This is a genomic window from Tychonema sp. LEGE 07196 (assembly GCF_963890365.1).
Classification (GTDB): domain Bacteria; phylum Cyanobacteriota; class Cyanobacteriia; order Cyanobacteriales; family Microcoleaceae; genus Microcoleus.
In genome coordinates, this window is record NZ_CAWPRX010000049.1 from 1 (window position 1) to 18,035 (window position 18,035).

General features: G+C 46.0%; 12 protein-coding genes. 8 read left to right on the forward strand and 4 right to left on the reverse strand.

Annotated features, from left to right (window positions below; translation table 11 throughout):
• The coding region (locus AACV78_RS06625) for an Ig-like domain-containing protein (RefSeq protein WP_194074394.1) at nt 1-2,180 on the forward strand (2,180 nt) is incomplete at its 5' end.
• 238 nt (nt 2,181-2,418) lie between these two features.
• On the opposite strand, the gene AACV78_RS06630 is transcribed toward AACV78_RS06625, so the two are convergent.
• Complete coding sequence (locus AACV78_RS06630; RefSeq protein ID WP_339383501.1) at nt 2,419-3,354, reverse strand: glycosyltransferase family 2 protein; 936 nt, start codon at nt 3,352-3,354, stop codon at nt 2,419-2,421.
• Between AACV78_RS06630 and AACV78_RS06635 the strand changes: the two genes are divergently transcribed.
• A complete protein-coding gene (locus AACV78_RS06635) occupies nt 3,263-3,475 on the forward strand; it encodes a hypothetical protein (protein WP_333194537.1) in 213 nt (70 codons plus the stop codon). The genes AACV78_RS06630 and AACV78_RS06635 overlap by 92 nt on opposite strands.
• A 1-nt stretch (nt 3,476) precedes the next feature.
• On the opposite strand, the gene AACV78_RS06640 is transcribed toward AACV78_RS06635, so the two are convergent.
• Complete coding sequence (locus AACV78_RS06640) at nt 3,477-4,448, reverse strand: glycosyltransferase family 2 protein (RefSeq protein WP_194011462.1); 972 nt, start codon at nt 4,446-4,448, stop codon at nt 3,477-3,479.
• 182 nt (nt 4,449-4,630) lie between these two features.
• On the opposite strand from AACV78_RS06640, the gene cobU reads away from it, so the two are divergent.
• Together cobU and AACV78_RS06650 are read left to right on the forward strand one after the other, a co-directional pair.
• Entirely contained in the window at nt 4,631-5,203 is a 573-nt protein-coding gene (gene cobU, locus AACV78_RS06645) for a bifunctional adenosylcobinamide kinase/adenosylcobinamide-phosphate guanylyltransferase (RefSeq protein WP_194011461.1), read from the forward strand.
• A 402-nt stretch (nt 5,204-5,605) separates the two neighbouring features.
• Nucleotides 5,606-6,028 carry a hypothetical protein gene (locus AACV78_RS06650; RefSeq protein ID WP_194011460.1) on the forward strand — a complete coding sequence of 141 codons (423 nt, stop codon included), beginning with the start codon at nt 5,606-5,608 and terminating at the stop codon, nt 6,026-6,028.
• Nucleotides 6,029-6,209: 181 nt separating this feature from the next.
• Here AACV78_RS06650 and glgP read toward each other — a convergent pair whose 3' ends face one another.
• Together glgP and AACV78_RS06660 are read right to left on the reverse strand one after the other, a co-directional pair.
• Nucleotides 6,210-8,768, reverse strand: coding sequence for an alpha-glucan family phosphorylase (gene glgP, locus AACV78_RS06655; RefSeq protein WP_194012527.1), 2,559 nt, complete (start codon nt 8,766-8,768; stop codon nt 6,210-6,212).
• Nucleotides 8,769-9,139: 371 nt separating this feature from the next.
• Complete coding sequence (locus AACV78_RS06660) at nt 9,140-12,484, reverse strand: EAL domain-containing protein (RefSeq protein ID WP_228042627.1); 3,345 nt, start codon at nt 12,482-12,484, stop codon at nt 9,140-9,142.
• 506 nt (nt 12,485-12,990) lie between these two features.
• Here AACV78_RS06660 and AACV78_RS06665 point away from each other — a divergent pair.
• The 4 genes from AACV78_RS06665 to AACV78_RS06680 all read left to right on the forward strand — a co-directional run bounded on the left by AACV78_RS06665 (nt 12,991) and on the right by AACV78_RS06680 (nt 17,523).
• The gene (locus AACV78_RS06665; protein ID WP_194012528.1) at nt 12,991-13,569 is read left to right on the forward strand and encodes a hypothetical protein; all 579 of its coding nucleotides are present in this window, start codon (nt 12,991-12,993) and stop codon (nt 13,567-13,569) included.
• 397 nt (nt 13,570-13,966) lie between these two features.
• A complete protein-coding gene (locus AACV78_RS06670) occupies nt 13,967-15,004 on the forward strand; it encodes a M28 family peptidase (protein ID WP_194012529.1) in 1,038 nt (345 codons plus the stop codon).
• Nucleotides 15,005-15,155: 151 nt separating this feature from the next.
• A complete protein-coding gene (locus AACV78_RS06675; RefSeq protein ID WP_194012530.1) occupies nt 15,156-17,018 on the forward strand; it encodes an ABC-ATPase domain-containing protein in 1,863 nt (620 codons plus the stop codon).
• Between the two features lie 163 nt (nt 17,019-17,181).
• On the forward strand, nt 17,182-17,523 hold the full coding sequence (locus AACV78_RS06680) for an FHA domain-containing protein (RefSeq protein ID WP_194012531.1): 342 nt from the start codon (nt 17,182-17,184) through the stop codon (nt 17,521-17,523).
• The last annotated feature ends 512 nt before the right edge of the window (nt 17,524-18,035 follow it).

An 18,035-nucleotide genomic window follows, 5' to 3' on the forward strand; every position in this document is an offset into this window, starting at 1 on the left:
CCGTTAATATTTTACAAGGCACAACTGTTGTAGGTACTGCGATTGTAGATGCTTCAGGTAACTGGAGTTTTACTCCCACAACAGCTTTAGCTGATGGCAACTACCCCTTTACTGCCACAGCCACCGACGCGACAGGTAATACTTCTACTCCTTCGAGTGCCGTTAATTTGATAGTAGATACTACCGCACCGGCAGTACCTACTTTCACAACTACCAGTGGCACAACTAACGATAGCACTCCAACGTTGGTAGGAACAGCAGAACCCAACAGTACCGTTAATATTTTACAAGGCACAACTGTTGTAGGTACTGCGATTGTAGATGCTTCAGGTAACTGGAGTTTTACTCCCACAACAGCTTTAGCTGATGGCAACTACCCCTTTACTGCCACAGCCACCGATGCGGCGGGTAATACTTCTACTCCTTCAACTGCTGTTAATTTGATAGTAGATGCTACCGCATCGGCAACACTTACTCTCCCAACTACCAGCGGTGCAACTAACGATAATACTCCCACTCTGACGGGGACTGCACCACCCGATAGTACCGTTAATATTTTACAAGGTACAACTCCACTCGGTACTACTGTTGCGGATGCTACTGGGAATTGGAGTTTTACCCCCGCGACTCCTTTAACTGATGGTACTTACGCCTTGACTACTACAGTCACCGATGCGGCGGGTAATACTTCTACTCCTTCAATTGCTGTTAATTTGATTGTAGATACTGCAGCACCGGCAACACCTACTCTCACAACTACCAGTGGTACAACTAACGATAATACTCCTACTCTGACGGGAACAGCGGAACCCGATAGTACCGTTAATATTTTACAAGGTACAACTTCACTCGGTACTACTGCTGCGGATGCTACTGGGAATTGGAGTTTTACCCCGGCGACTCCTTTAATTGATGGTACTTACGCCTTGACTGCTACAGCTACCGATGCTGCAGGTAATACTTCTACTCCTTCAATTGCTGTTAATTTGATTGTAGATACTGCACTAACTCCCACACCGACACCAACACCAACACCAACACCAATACAAACACCAACACCAACACCAACACCAACACCAACACCAACACCAATACAAACACCAACACCAACACCAATACAAACACCAATACCAATACAAACACCAACACCAACACCAACGCCCGCACCAACACCAACACCAACGCCCGCACCAACGCCAACGCCAACACCAACGCCTGCAACAACACCAACGCCAACACCAACGCCCGCACCAACTCCAATAACTAATAACATCCCCAACGATGAGTGCATTTGCGACACAATTGTCTATCCCAATTTAAACCAACCGAATAGGGTTGAAAACACCATACTCGGTGTACCGGCAATTCAAATAGGCACTGCCAAAAATGACGAATTTCTCGGCAGCAACACGGGCAATATATTCGATGCCCAATCTGGGGATGACAACTTGTATGGTGGCGATAGCAGTGACATTCTCAACGGCAATCAAGGCAATGATTTTATCAGCGGCGGCAGTGGTGACGACATCTTATTTGGAGATGAGAATAACGACATCATTCTGGGCGACTCGGGCAACGATTTAATCTTTGGAGGCAAAGGCAATGACTCTATCAACGGCCGCGAAGGTGACGACATCGTTTATGGGAACAGAAATGATGATTTCATCGACGGCGGTAAGGGTAATGACAGCTTATCTGGAGGCAAAGGTGATGACATAATCCTTGGCAGTGATGGAGATGATTACTTGTTTGGAAATCAGGGTGCGGATACCATCTGCGGCGGTGAAGGTAACGATTTCATCGGCGGTGACGAAGGAGCAGATATGCTGGGAGGGTGCGAAGGAAATGATACTCTTTACGGCGGGGAAGATAACGATACTCTCCTGGGCGGTAAAGGTGATGATATCCTTTACGGAGAATTGGGGAATGATAGTTTGATTGGCGGTAGCGGTAACGATGTTTTTGTCTTGACAAATGGTCAAGGATTTGATGTTATCGCTGATTTTACTGCCGGTCAAGATGTGATTGGATTGAGCGGTGGTTTGAGTTTTGGACAGTTAGAAATAACTCAAAATACTCAGGGAACAATTATCAAAAATCTCTTGACCGGGGAGGAGTTAGGCGTTATGATTGGAGTGAGTGCTAATTCACTGACAGCGGCGAACTTCATGCTGGTTTAGGGAAGAATTAAAAGTGCGCGCGTGCGCAGCTATCTCTACGGGATAGCTGCGCACGCGCGTAAGCTGTTCTACATTTAAACTGTATGTCAAAAAACAATAAAACTATTGTGGGGTGGGCACGAGAGCCCGCCCTAAACATACAATTTAAATGTCCGACAGCTTACTAGCTCCAAATCAACATTCTTCTGCCATTCTTCTGCGTCAATCCGCTGCGCTCTGAGCTTGAAGTTTCATACTTTTACGGCGATTTAACTTCAGTCTCTTGACTTCTCACCACTGGGGGCGGCAGATTCGGCTCAGGTTCTGCCACATTCAACTGGCCGCCGCAGCAGCTCAATTCATAAAGTTTGGCATTAATTTGATATTCGTACTGACTCAATAACCTGGCATAAACATACCCAGCTTTTCCATCCAAAAAGCCTAACTGAATAAAGTAAAATAAAATAAATCTCAGCATTGGTTTAAAAGGCAGCCTCACCCAAACTTTTTTGAGGAATCGCTTTCGCTGCACGGCATCTCCAAATAGATTAGCGCCAATAGTGCCACTGTCGCCGCGACCTGTAAGAATATTGTAATAAACGCGAGCTTCCCAATTAGAATAGCGGTTGTGACGCTCGATCCAGTGAAATAAATTGCGATAATCCTCGTGGATCATGTCATTTTTTAAGTAGCCGACTTGACCGGCTAAAATGACGTGTTCGTGAACTTCGTTGTCACCTGTATTGGGGACAGATTCGGTGCCGAGATTTTCGTAACGGCCTTTTTGATGCTTGAACAAACGCAAATTCCAGTCGGGATACCGGCCGCCGTAACGCAGCCATTGACCTAAAAAGAAGACTTTGCGGTTGAGGTAGTAGCCTTCAAAATTGGGATCTTCGATCGCGCAGGCGATTTCGTCCCAAAGTTCCGGGGGAATGCGCTCGTCGCAATCGACTATTAATACCCATTCGTTGCGAAAGGGCAGGTTGTCCAAAGACCAATTTTTCTTTTTGGGCCAGCGATTGTTGAAGTAGAACTGCACTATTTTTGCACCGCTGCTGATGGCAATTTCTACCGTGCGATCGCTGCTTTGGGAATCAACCATGAAAACTTCGTCCGCCCTAGCAATGCTGGCCAGACACGCAGGTAGATTAAGTTCTTCGTCTTTTGCCGGAATGAGAACCGAAACCGGAATCTTGGATGAACTAGAGGTCATAATCGATTGCTTGAACCTGAATGCGGTGGAGTTGTTGTGGTTGAAGTGCGATCGGCCAGGTAGCGCCGACGACTCGATCGGCGAGGGATATTGCTTATAGCCTAATGCCTGCTGGTCGATTTCGGTAGAAAAATCATGCGGCGGAGGGCTGCACTCAAATAACCGATTTGACCCCAGGCAAAAACGAAATTTTCAAAGCGCAGCGCCGGATCTCTAATGTACTTAAAAGACTTCCAGATACCCCTCAATATTCTTTCACCCCCCCGCCCAAGCTGAGCAATACCGGCTCGATCGGACAATTGTTCTCGATAACACTCGCTAATGCCTTGCCACCACCCGCGCTCTAGAAACCAAGCTTTGTTAAGCCGTTCTGGGGCGACATTGTGCAGCACTAGGGCAGAGGGCAGATAAACCACTTGCCAACCTAACTCTAATGCTAATTCTGTGGCGCGCAATTCTTCGTTTGACAGCAACTTTTTGCCGACTCTACCGAGTTTGACATCGAAGCCGCCAATTTGTTCGAGAAAAGCGCGCCGGATCGAGTAGTTGACACCCCTGGGAGTCAAACCGGCAGCAGTCACGTACTGGCAAGTATCGCCTAAATCGTATTCTCCCAAGTTTTGGGCCAATCCTGGTGACAGCCATGCGGGCGGGCTGATTCCGCAAGGCCACAGCAAGTTAACTTTGCCGCCGGCTACGGCTAGTTTTTGATTGCTTTGATAAGCGCTGTACAGTTCCCCGATCCAATTTGGATCGGCAACAGCGTCGTCGTCGAGATAAGCTAATATGTCGCTGCCAGCTTGCTTTGCGCCGGTGTTCCGGGCGATTGACAGACCGATTTCGGGTTCCCAGACGTACTTGAGACGCCGATCGCCCAATCGGGCTTCTACTACCTCGCGGGTGCGCGAAGTGGAGCTTTCGGGACTGGCATAATCGCTAGAAGCGTTATCGACTACTACTACTTCAAAATTGTCGGGGAAATCCTGTACCAGCAAGCTGTCGATCGCCCCCGCTAAATAGGCCGCGCGATTGTGGGTGCAAATTATTGCTGATATCTGAGGACGATCTGACATAATTAAGAGCTTTGGAAATATTGGGGTTCTCGATCGACTTACTGTGATCTTGTCTCAACAATGCTATTATCGCTTAAAAATCCTTGGCAATCAAACAAATAACCAATAACAAATAACAAATAACCAATAACAAATAACAAATAACAAATAACCAATAACAAACAACCAATAACCAATAACAAATGACCAACTCAAAACCAGCGCCATTGAGACAATTAATTTTAGTAACTGGGCCGGCCCGAAGCGGCAAAAGTGAATGGGCTGAAAGTCGGGCTGCAGGTTCGAGAAAACAAGTAATTTATGTGGCTACTGGCTTGGTTGATGCAGCGGATTTGGAGTGGATGCGCCGCCTAGAAAAGCACCGAAATCGCCGTCAGGTTGATTGGGAAACTCTCGAAGTGCCGATCGAATTATCGGCAGTTGTGCGATCGGCCTCAGCGTCGGATTGCTTGTTGATTGATTCCCTGGGAACTTGGACGGCGAATCTGTTGGAACAAGAAGCGACAGTTTGGGGCCAGATGCAGCAAGATTTGCTCGCCGGTTTGAAGTCAACAGCGGCCGATGTAATTTTGGTAGGGGAAGAAACCGGATGGGGCGTTGTGCCTGCTTATCCTGCGGGGCGGCTGTTTCGCGATCGCCTCGGCACTCTGGTGCGGCACATCGGGGCGATCGCCGATTCTGTTTATCTCGTCACCGGAGGTTACGCCTTGGATCTCAGCGCCTTGGGTACGCCGCTGCCGCCAGCCAAGAATTAACAGCCCCGAAGGGCGATCGACAAGGGAGAAAACATCTCGGTTGGTCGGTGGGCAATTATAGCGGAAATTAGCTATAATCTTAACTATCAAAAACTCAACTGCAGGCAAAATAGGGTTCCAAAAATACTCCCTCAGCCACCCAACACAACAATGATAGACGCGAAATAGCCAAGATTTGAAGCCAGCACCTGTACGCAAACTTGTATAGCACAATGTCTTCAATAACCTTGCGCCCCACTCACCCGTGCCAGCGGCTACAGCAATCATAAAAATGCTTTTTATAAAGCCGGAAATGCTCCCCCTTAGAAAAAATGTAAAATATAAAATGTCTCTTGAGATAGAGTACAAGTTTCAATTTTCAAGTTTAAAATCATCAACTAATCGCAGGATTGACTAAAAGTTATGGCATCAAATACTGAAGTAAAAAAATATATTGCTTACTGGTTTCAGTTAGGCAAAAAAGTATTAATTCGCAACGGTTCCGAAGCGCTGCTGCCAAAATCGGTAATTGCGGGCGATCGCTACAGCAGCGAATTTGAAGAATGCTGGCAAAAAATTATCTCCCCCGACAGCGGAGACTGCTACCTGCAAGGCACAAACGAAACAATTGCCCAACTGCTGACACCAGCATGGGAAGTCAGTCCCTGCGCGCGCTGCGCTATGCCCGTAGTGTTCCAACAAGCCGGAATGCCACCTGAGTCCTGTGTCTGTAACGACTTACCGAACTGGCCGGATACGGAAATGCCCCAACCTCGATCGCCCGTCAGCACAAAATCGCAACTTTCAGGTATTCGCGATCGACTCCAGAGAACCGGCGGGGAGTAAAGATTGGGAGAGGGGGAGATTGGGAGAGGGGGAGATTGGGAGAGGGGAAGAATTTTTATTTCTTTTCTCTTCCTTCTTCCCTCTTCCCTCTTCCCTCTTCCTTCTTCCCTCTTCCCTCTTCCTTCTTCCTTCTTCCCTCTTCCCTCTTCCTTCTTCCTTCTTCCTTCTTCCTTCTTCCTTCTTAATGTGCCCAGAGAATCACACCAGCTTCATAGGGGCTGCTGAGATTGTCGTGCTTCGGTAAAACGCGCAAGGACAAACCTTGCAAACCGCTAGAAGTATAAGTAATGTCAGCCGTATAAAGGCTAGCATTGCGATCGTCTTCTCCCAAATACTCCATTACCACCGGCACGCCACCGACAATATCGCCGTTAGCATCAACAGAACCTTGATAAAGTTCGACTTGTACGTCTGCAGGCGTTAATCCCATCAGGTTGATGCGAGATTTAACGGCGATCGACTGATTGACCTTAACTTCCTTATCCTGGGAAATATCAACAGACTCAATCTTAATGTCGTACCACTTCGCCAAAATGTGCTTCTTCCAGTGAGACAATTCCTTCGCCGGAGCACAATTATCCGAAGTCATGGTGTGGAAGCGATCGCTCACGGGGAAATAAGCCCGCCGCGCGTAATCCTTCACCATCCGAGCAGTATTGAAGAAAGGACAGTTCAAGCGAATTGAATCCTTCATTTTCTCCGTCCAACCGCGAGGAATTCCATCAGCATCTCGGTTGTAAAACAGCGGTACAACTTCCTTTTCCATCAAGTCGTACAAAGCATTGGCCTCAACCTCATCTTGATACTCAGTATCTTCGTAAAACTCGCCATGTCCGATCGGCCAACCGGTGCGAACATAATCCGCCTCATCCCACCAACCGTCAAGAATGCTCAGATTCGGCAAACCATTCATCGCAGCTTTCATCCCGGAAGTACCCGAAGCCTCGCGGGGGCGGCGGGGCGTATTCAGCCACACATCGCAGCCAGATACCATCATCCGAGCGACGTTAATGTCGTAATTCGGCAGAAACACCATCGAATTGATAGTTTCGTGTTCGCGGATGAAGTGAACGATATCCCGAATCAATTCCTTACCCGGAATATCCATCGGGTGAGCCTTCCCAGCAATCACAAACTGCACGGGGCGGTTTTGATCCCGCATGATCCGCATAATTCGATCGACATCGCGCAAAAACAGCGTCGCCCGCTTGTAAGTAGCAAAACGGCGCGCAAACCCGATCGTCAGCACCTTCGGATTGAGAGCCTCGCGCGCGTATTCGATTTCGGTTTGAGCCGCACCGCGCTCGCGCAAAGTCTTTTGCAGCCACTCCCGCGCGAATACCACCAACTCCGATCGACAGCGTTCGTGATTCCGCCACAATTCCTCGTCAGGAATCGACGAAATTCTGTCCCACAGGCGATCGTCCTTGCGAGTCATTTCCCACTCTGGGCCAAGGTATCGATCGTACAATTCCTGAGTAGACTTCGCCACACAACTGCGAGCGTGTACCCCATTCGTAATCGAAGTAATCGGCACTTCTTCTTGAGGTAAACCCGGCCATAACCCTTGGAACATCGGGCGCGACACCACACCGTGCAAAGCCGCCACCCCGTTGACAAAACTCGACATCTTAATTGCCAAAATTGCCATATTCAGAGGTGCGGACAAATCGCCAACATTCTCCCGGCCCAACGCCAGAAACTCATCTTGCGACAAGCCAAACATCTTGGCATACTGACCCAGATAGTGCATCACCATATCCGGCTCGAACAAGTCAAACCCAGCAGGAACCGGCGTGTGAGTCGTAAACATACTGCTCGAAACCACCACCTGTTCTGCTTCCACGAAACTCAGGTGATATTCCTCCATCAGCATCCGAATCCGTTCCAAAGCCATGAAAGCCGCGTGGCCTTCGTTCATATGATAAGCCGTGACTGTCAAGCCCAAGGCCTTGAGCATTTTCACCCCACCGATGCCCAGCATGATTTCTTGGTGCATCCGCAGAGTTTTGTCTCCGCCGTACAGTTGGTCGGAAATATCTTGGTCGTAGCGGCTGTTAGGTTCAATATTTGTATCCATCAAGTACAAAGGAACCGTTCCCACTTGTACCCGCCAAATCCGGGCGTACACCTTGCGGCCTGGATAGTCTACCTCAATCCGCAATTCCGAACCGTCGGGATTGCGTTCTAGGTGGAGCGGCATATTGTAGAAATCGTTCAGCGGATAGCGTTCTTGCTGCCAGCCGTCGGCGTTGAGATACTGGGAAAAATAGCCTTCTTGGTACAGCAAGCCCACGCCGGCTAAGGGCAAGCCCAAATCGCTAGCTGATTTGAGGTGGTCGCCTGCGAGCACGCCCAAACCGCCGGAATAGATTGGTAGGGCTTTTACTAAGCCGAATTCCATCGAAAAGTAAGCGTAGCATTCCTGCCGCTCTGTACCGCGCTCTTTGCGATACCAGGCGCGGTTTTTGAGATAATCGTCCAACTGCTGGGCGGCTCGTTTCATTTGGGCAATGAAGCCGTCGTCTTCCGCCATTTCTTGCAGTCGCTCTTGGGATATGGTTCCCAGCATCAGCACCGGGTTTTGGTTGCTGGAGTCCCACAGGTCTCGATCGAGGCGGCGGAATAAGTCTTTGGTGTCAACGTTCCAATCCCAGTGCAAGTTGTAGGCAAGTTTGCGTAGGGGTTCGAGAATTGTCGGTAACGACGGGGAAACGTTAAATGTGCGAATTGGCTGCATAGACCAGGCTTTTATGTTGGAGTAGCGATATTTTCCTCTGTCTTTAGCCGCAAGTCCGTGATTCTGCACACTATTTTAAGTTTTTAAGTGGCGCGGGCGATCGATCGCACTCTTCCGGGCGCAGTTGCAACCGCGTCGATACCAACAAAACCCACCTCCGTGGGCTGAAGAAGACCCGCCGTCTTTTTCTACCGTCTCAACCGCTATTGACTAATGATCTGATTTGCGATCGAGGATGATCGTCACAAAAGACGATCGCGCGATCGGACTGAAGTCCGCACTAGCAAACAATTTTAGATAGGTAAATTGACCAGACACTATACGACAACTGACAACTGACAACTGACAACTGACAACTGACAACTGACAAATTATGCAATTTTGACTTTCCGCAACAGAGAATTTACCAACAGTTTACTAGCATCGCCGGCGGAGAGCGCCTTGCTAAAATAGTGACCCTGAATTTCTTGACAGTGGAGCGATCGCAAACAATCCAACTGCTCTTTAGTTTCTACTCCCTCTGCTACCACGCTCAAATTCAAATCTCGCCCCAGCGTCGCTACAGCATTCGCGATCGCCCGTTCGGACGGATCTGTCGTCAGCCCGTTGATAAAAGATTTGTCGATTTTTAAGATATTCAACGGAAACTTTGTGAGATAACTTAGAGAACAATAACCCGTGCCAAAATCGTCTAGCACAATCTGCACTCCCATATTCTGCAACTCCCTCAGAACTTTTGTGGTATAATCCACATCTTGCATCGCTGTACTTTCAGTAATTTCTAACTCTAAATACTTCGGTTCTAAACCAGTTTTTTTCAAGCAGTTCGTCACCATTTCCACTAAATTAAATTGCTGAAACTGCCTGGCCGAAAAGTTGACTGCTACCCGCAAATCAGGTTGCAAAGCATCCTGCCAAGCTTTATTCTGAGTGCAGGCAGTTTGCAGCACCCATTCCCCAATAGCTACAATTAATCCGTTGTCTTCTGCCATCGGAATAAATGTAGCGGGCGAAACTAAACCTAATTCTGGATGGTGCCAGCGCAGCAATGCTTCCATACCCTGAATTTTCCAAGTATTGATATTGACTTTGGGCTGGTAGAAAACCTCAAATTCTCCCTGTGCTAATGCTTCGTGCAGCCTGTTTTCCAGAGTCAGCAATTGGCTGCCTTGCGGATTGATTGTTGAAGTATATAACTGATAGTTATTTCTTCCCATGTCTTTAGCGCGGTACAAGGCGGCATCGGCATTTTTGACTAAAGTTTCGGCATCTTCGCCGTCGTTGGGATAAACGGCAATACCGATGCTGCTGCTGACGTGAAACGGCTGTTCTTCTAGTTTAAAAGGTGGCTTTAAATAATCAATAATTCTTTGAGCTGTTTTAACTGCATCTTCTAAGCAATTGAGATCGGGAAGCAGTACGGTAAATTCATCGCCTCCCCACCGGGCTACCGTATCAGTCGATCGCAAAGTGTCGCTGATCCGTCCGGCAAAACTTTCTAAAAGGCGATCGCCCGCAGCGTGACCTAGTGTATCATTAATTTTTTTGAATCTATCTAAATCTAAAAACATCACAGCCAGCATTTTTTTATTCTTTTTAGCTTGTCTTAATGCTGCCGTCAGTCGCTCGTTAAAAAGTATCCGATTCGGTAAACCCGTGAGTTGATCGTAAACCGCTTGATAGCGAATAATTTCTTCAGCTTGCTTGCGCTGAGTGATGTCCATCATCGTACCGATCGCCCTTACTGCTTTGCCACTTTCATTGCGGATGATGTACCCGCGATCTAACACAAAAACATATCCCCCATCTGCACGATGAAAGCTATATTCCTCCGACCAAAATTCAGCATCAGATTTCATTGTTTCGTTGAAGCTTGACATCACTCTTTCCCGTTCTTCGGGATGAATATTTTGCCACCACAAGTCAAAGTCTATCGTCTGAGTATCGTTGAGTTTGTATCCAAATACTTTTTCAAACTCTTCGCTCAACCAATACTCATTTTTTGACAAATTAAAATCCCATACTGCATCATTTGTGGCCCTAGTCAGCAGGTGAAAGCGTTCTTCACTTTTGCGGAGTTTTTCTTCAGATTGCAAGCGTTCCGTGACATCTCGAAAGCTGAATACTCGACCAGTAATTTTGCCTCCGGTGTGCTGCGGTAGCGAGTAACGCTCGAAGATTCTGCCATCTTTAAACTCAATAATATCGTAAGTTTCAGCCGCCGGACGATCTGACCATTCTTTAGCGCGGTTGACAAAGATTTCCGGGTATTTTAACTGGTTGATTCCAAACTCCAAAATTTGGTTGTGATCTCTCGAATTTAGCAAAACATCTGGTACCTGCCACATTTTGGCAAACTTGCGGTTAAAGCTGACAACTTTTCCCTCGCCGTCAACCGCCAGAATACCGTCAGCAGTAGATTCAATGGTTGCTTGAAGCAACGAAAGAGATGTTTCTAATTCTAACTCTGCTAATTTGCGATCGCTGATATCAAAGACTGTGACTAATATTGACGGTTTTCTCTCAAATTTAATAATATTTACAGTTGCTTCTATCCAGCGTGATTCTCCGGTTTTTGTGATAAATTTTACTTCATATTTTGAGCCTGCACTTTCTCGCGGATGGCGGGATTTACCCCATTTTTTAACTATTTCATGAAAATCTGGATCGATCAAGTCATATAAATCCAACGCTAGCAATTCTTCCCGACTATATCCAGTGAAAGCTTCTGTCTGAGAATTGACATAACGCAACTGTCTGCGCTGATAGATCAATGCAGCAGCATTAACAGTTTCTATCAGTTGCCGAAACTTTTTTTCACTGCGCCGCAAATCTCTTTCAGCCTGCTTGCGATAGGTAATATCTTGTGCTACATATAATTTGCCGCTGACCTTGCCTTTGCCATTCCGAATAATTGAAATAGAAAGCAGCACAATTATTTTTTTTCCATGTTTGGAAATATAAATTTTTTCGACATTGCGAACAGAATCTTCGGTCGTTAAATTTTCTAATTCTAGCCCCGTTGGCGGCGCTTCATTTTTATGAAAAAGTCCGGCTATTGGTGCGCCTAACAACTCTTTTTTTGAGTATCCTAAAAGTTGACAAGTAGCTTGATTTAACGATAGGATACGACCGCCAGGGGTAGTCGCAATTATCGAGACGCTCATTTCCTCGCAAATATCGAAGGCGTATTCGGCAGTTTGCTGCAAATCTTGGGTCATTTTAGCAATAGTATCTCGGATATCCTGTTCTTTTGGTAGATGCAACACTTCGTCTGTTGCTGTTAGCTTGTTCTTGTCTGTTTCAGGCTTCGATTTAATTAACCCTATCGCCTGAGATAACGTACCTACCCCATTCATCCTGATTAATAAAAAAATTGAGCCCAGAATAAAAGCCAGATAATAATCAATAATTTTAAAACTTAAAATAGGCTCTTTTTGAGGATTTTCCTGAGACTGTATAAAATTGTCGCTTGGTTGAGCGATCGCTGCTATTGGGGATGATTGAGCCCCAAATAAGTCAGCCCTTACAGAATTAGCGCCAGATACCGATCGCAAATAGCTAATTTTGTCAGGCGCTACCAAATTTGCTTCTACAGTAGGATTTCCACCTCCATCCCCTACACTTAGCGGCAATATTTTTGCATTAATGCAACATTCCACACCAAACACAGCAGCAGTTAAGTATCCTAACATTAATTTACCAGTAATTTTCATGGGTTCCAATTGCTAACTTTAAAACAATGCTTGACCGCAGTAAAAAATGTGAACAAATTGAACGTAACTGTAGATGCGACCCAAAAATATATCCGACCTTAATTTATTTTAATTGCGTCAAACAAATTTACGCAAGCAGTAATTTATTTGCATAACTAATTATAATTTGAATCATAATTACAAACCTGTCATCGGCCATTGTGCTACAAATTATCCGCCATTATGCCTAGACACTGACTGGAGCGCGCTAAAATTAGATAATTGTGGTGAGGAAGCGACAGAGATTTGTTATAAAAATAAACAATAGGACTGACGCACGGATGCCTATAAACCCGATTTCGGCGGCGCGGTAACTGAGCGCAGTCGAAGCTCAATCGGCAATTTTTTCACGAAAATATTTAGTTGCAGCCCCCAGCCCCGATCGCAAACCAGGCGATCGGACTTCCTGTGCGTCCAGAAATCAACAATTAGCTTAAAATCGATGCAGAAATCCACTAATTGAACCAATGAGTCAGACAATCCCAGAACTCCAAACAGAAGTCCACGGGCTGCAAGCAGAAATTGCCACCCTGCAAGAGTCGCGGGACAACCTTTCTTCCCAGCGCTCAGAGTGCCGAGTGACAGTCAGCTTTCCCAAAAATAATACTCCTGAAGCCATTGCCGAGTTCCATCAGCAAAATGCTGTCTTTGGGGAGCAATGGTTGCAGCAAATTCAGGAGATTGACCGAGAAACTCAAATTATTGAAAAGCAACTGCAACAAAAACAGGCGGTACTCGATTACAAACAAGGCGAACTAGACAAATTGCTAGCCGGACAGCACTGGCAAGAAGTAGAAAACAACGTTCACACCGGAGAAAAGCGCTTGCAAGCACAAGCTCGCAGAATCAATCAAGCAGCAGCGCAACTAGAGGCAGAAATTCAAGCTTTAAAAGCACTGTACGACCAACTAAATCCCAGTTATTCTGAGTGGTTTCAACAGCCAACTGAAATTGTAGAATTTTTGGCAAAAACTATTCCTTACGCTTGGCCAGGTAGCAACAGTTTGATATTGGGTAACAAGGAGATTGAATTGGATAAAAAATAGTTAAATATGGTAATTTTTAACCTACATTAGTATCGTTGAATATCGCCATTATCGAATTGCTCAATAAGTGTGAAATTTCCGATGTCGATATTTAAATGGTTGGGAACATCTCAGTTTTTACTCGTTACCAGGCTCTGCCTGGTAATGCAGGTTCGGAGGCTCTGCCTCCCTAATCATTTGCTCGTTACTCGTTACCAGTTCGAGGGAAAGTAACGCATATCCAGAAGCTTTGCCGACCTTTTCGGGTGCCGGAGTAGAGCCTGGAAGTTAATTCAGAAACGCCGGATTGCTATACAGTTCGCGCGTGCAAAACAATATTATCGTTTTCAATCTACCAGACATGATATTAATGTAAAATATCAAATAAAACAGTCTCAAATCTTAAATAAACTTACTGATGAAACAATTGATTTGGATAGCGCTATTTATTTTGGTTGCGCTGGCGGCTGTGGGTTGGGGTTCTGGTTCGTGGCAGCGGTTATCGGCAGTACCGGAAGTGTCGGTAGTGCGATCGACCGACACTTTCCCAAACCCGTCTCCCTCGCCGCTGATTGTTGAAAAAAATGCTGTAATCGCGCCCCAAATTGACCGATCTCGGTTATGGAAACACGTCGAAAATCTAGTAGGAGAACGTGATGGAGAAGGATCTCGCTCTTTTAGTAGAGACTACATTTCTCAACAATTGCAAACATCAGGATTTTTGCCAGAGTTGCAGCCGTTCGATCGCGGAATTAACGTCTTTGCTGAGAGAAAAGGTACTGACTCAAATGCAGGTAAAATTTTAGTTGCGGCACACTACGATACTGTACCGAAATCCCCAGGGGCTGACGACAATGCGACGGGAGTTGCAGTAGTTTTAGAAGTAGCAAGATTGCTTGGTTCTCGTCCCACTCCTCGGACATTACAAGTAGGGTTTTTTGACAGGGAAGAACTCGGACTTTTAGGCAGTTTAGCATTCACCCGTAGCGCGGCGCGGTTAAAAAATTTGCAGGCAGCGGTAGTTTTAGATATGGTTGGTTATGCCTGTCGCACGTCTGGGTGTCAGCAATATCCCGAAGGGTTGACGGCGCAACCTTTTCTAGAAGCATCGGGGGTAACATCTCCCGACAAAGGCGAGTTTATTGCTGTAGTTGGGGATGCGGAACATCCGCTGCTGTTGAAAACTTTTGCGGAGTCGGGAAACGCGGATTTGCCGCCAGTGGTGGCGCTGCCGGTTCCTCTGAAAGGGTTGCTGACTCCTGATGTTTTGCGAAGCGACCACGCTCCTTTCTGGTATAAAGGAATTGGTGCTGTGTTGGTGACGGATACTGCAAATTTGCGATCGCCCCACTACCACCAGCCTACTGATACACTAGCAACTATCGATCGACCTTTTTTCGCCGGTTCTGCTCAAATTGTGGTTAATGCCACAGCTAAATTATTAGAAATTCAATAATTGGTAATTGGCAATTGGCAATTGGTAATTAGTAATTAGGTAAAATGTTATTTTATTCTTCCTTCTTCCTTCTTCCGACTTCCATCGGAATGAAATCCGTTACATCCGTTACATCCCGTACATTGCTCGTTGCCGAACTTCCTTATTTTTAATGAATAACAAACAAAGCCTGCGACAGCATTTATTGCAATTAGACAATAGAAACTACAAAGCATACAAAGAAATTCAAAGCAGCTATAAATTTGATGAATTTACATTGATTATTGATTACGTACAGGGAGATCCCTTTGCCTCTCCCAGTAAATTTAGAGTCATAGTTCCGCCAGAAATTGCTCGAATTCCCCGCGAACTTTTTAAATCCCGCAGTCGAGAAATAGCCCTGCGAGATTACCTAACTCGCCAGTTTGACAAAGCCACATACAGCAATAGCAGCAAGCGCGGCACTGGCAAAAGCGGTTTGATTGCAGTGACTCGCTTCGGACAAGAAGTTTTAGAACGAACTGCCGCATTTATTATTTCCTCAACAGCATCAAATATCGCAGATTTAGGAGGAGTTGAACTGCGATTTATTATGGGACTTCCCGCAGGCGGACGCAGTATTTTAGGGCAACAAGCTGCTGAAATGCTGTGCGAAGATATCCCGCGAATTGTCAGCCAATCTCTGAAATATTCTAGCTTAAATGCAGCGGAATGTCGCCGTCACGTTGAAACCGTAGAAGATGCTGACTGGCTGCGGCAGCAGTTAGCTGAAAAACAATTAGTTGCGTTTGTTGCTGATGGTTCTATTTTGCCCCGCCGCAGCGGTGTTGACAATCGCCCTTTGTTAAATGATGCTGTGGCTTTTGTGTCGCCGCCTTCGTTAAAAGTTGAGTTTAATTGTCCGAATCGCGGTGAGATTTCCGGTATGGGTATTCCGGCTGGCATTACTTTGATTGTTGGGGGCGGCTATCACGGTAAGTCAACTTTACTCAGGGCGATTGAGTTGGGAGTTTACAACAAAATTCCGGGAGATGGTAGGGAATTTGTTGTGGCAAATCCGGCGGCGGTTAAAATTAGGGCGGAAGATGGCAGAAGTGTTGCCGGAGTGGATATTTCTCCTTTTATTTCTGGCTTGCCGCAAGGTAGAGATACGGCACAATTTTATACTGAAAATGCGAGCGGGAGCACGTCGCAAGCTGCTAATATTATTGAGGCTTTGGAAGTGGGGATAAGGAAGTTCGGCAACGGATTATGTAACGGATTTAACGGATGTCAGTCCGATGGAAGTCGGAAGAAGGAAGAAGGAAAAGGGAATGAGGAACAGGAGAGAAGGAAACAGGAACAGGATTTAGTGCCTGTTTTGTTGGTGGATGAGGATACGGCGGCGACAAATTTTATGATTCGCGATCGCCGAATGCAAGAACTCATCGCTAAGGATAAAGAACCAATTACGCCTTTTATCGATAAAGTCAAACAGTTGTATGCAGATTGTGGTGTATCGACTATTTTAGTTATGGGGGGAAGCGGCGATTATTTTGATGTGGCGGATACTGTGATTTCACTGGATAACTTTCAAGCATATAACGTGACGGAAAAAGCTAAAGAAATTGCTAAGAAATACTCTATTAGTCGCGCTGCTGAAGGGGGGGAAAGTTTTGGTGAGATTACTCAAAGAGTGCCGGTTCCCGCTAGTTTAGACCCTAGTCGGGGACGGCGAGATGTGCGGGTGAAGGTGCGGAATGTTGATGAATTGACTTTTGGAACTGAGGATGTTGATTTGGGTGCGATCGACCAAATTGTGGACAGCGGACAGTTAAGGGCGATCGCTGCGGCTATGGTTTATGCTAAGCAGCAATACATGGACGGGAAACGCACTTTGTCGGAAATCATTGATTTGGTGATGGCAGATATTGATGGGCGCGGGATGGATATTTTATCTTCTTTTCCTGAAGGGGATTTTGCGATGTTTCGACGCTTTGAATTAGCGGCGGCAATTAATCGGCTTCGCAGTTTGTCTGTTGTTGCCAAAAGGTGATAAGAGTTAAGAGGGCGGGCCCGCACCATCCACCGCCCCTACCAATAACCAATAACCAATAACCAATAACTAATAACTAATAACTAATAACTAACAACTACTGACTACTGACTTCCACCTTTTGATATGCTGAAAATGTTAGTGCAAAAACCGCTATTTAAATATGATAGGTAATATAGAACAAGCTACGGCTTTAAGCGATCGACCTTATTTAGTATTAACCAGTCAAGGACAAAGCATACAGTTAGAGTTAAAACAGCCGCAACACGTATTGGGGCGCGATCGCACTCGGGCTGATTTAGTCATTCCCGACCCCTGGCGCGCAGTTTCGGGCGTTCACGCTGTTTTGCGCCAAATTGGTCATAATTACTGGATTTACGACGGTGACAGTCAGCAGCCGAGCACTAATGGCTTATTTGTCGATCGCACTCGCATCACTCCCAATGACGGTTATTGTCTCAAAAACGGCATAGAAATTAAAATCTGTCTAGATCCAATAAATTAAGTTTTGCTGACTTATTTTAATCCGCTGGCGAATCAAGTTGCTGTGCCGAAAAAACAGTCAATTTCTCTTAGCAATCGGTCGGTTTTGTTGGGTCGCGCTCCAAACGCTTCGCTGCAATTAGATTCGCCGCTGGTCTGTGGGCGCTTACGGTTCTTTAGTTAATGTGAATGCAATGGTTCCCGCACCTACTACATTACCGAATGGTAGCATACTTCCTCAGCCCTTTGAGCCTAATTCTGTTTGCGATCCAACGTGGGATAATTTGAGTTTAAATAGGGGGATGTTGTGCGTGCATATTGTTGTTTATTTGATGTTGACTCTGTGGTTGCAGAAGCGGAAAGATATTTTATGAAATATTAGTTATTTGTTGGTTGTTAGTTGTAGAGTAATTGCTCAACTAGGGGAAAAAAGGGAGCCATGAAGAGAGAGGGCTTTTTGAATAGCTTGATAAGCAGTTAAGCCCTGCCTTTTACCAGTATTGACAACTGAACGAACCGCTGCAAATAAATCTC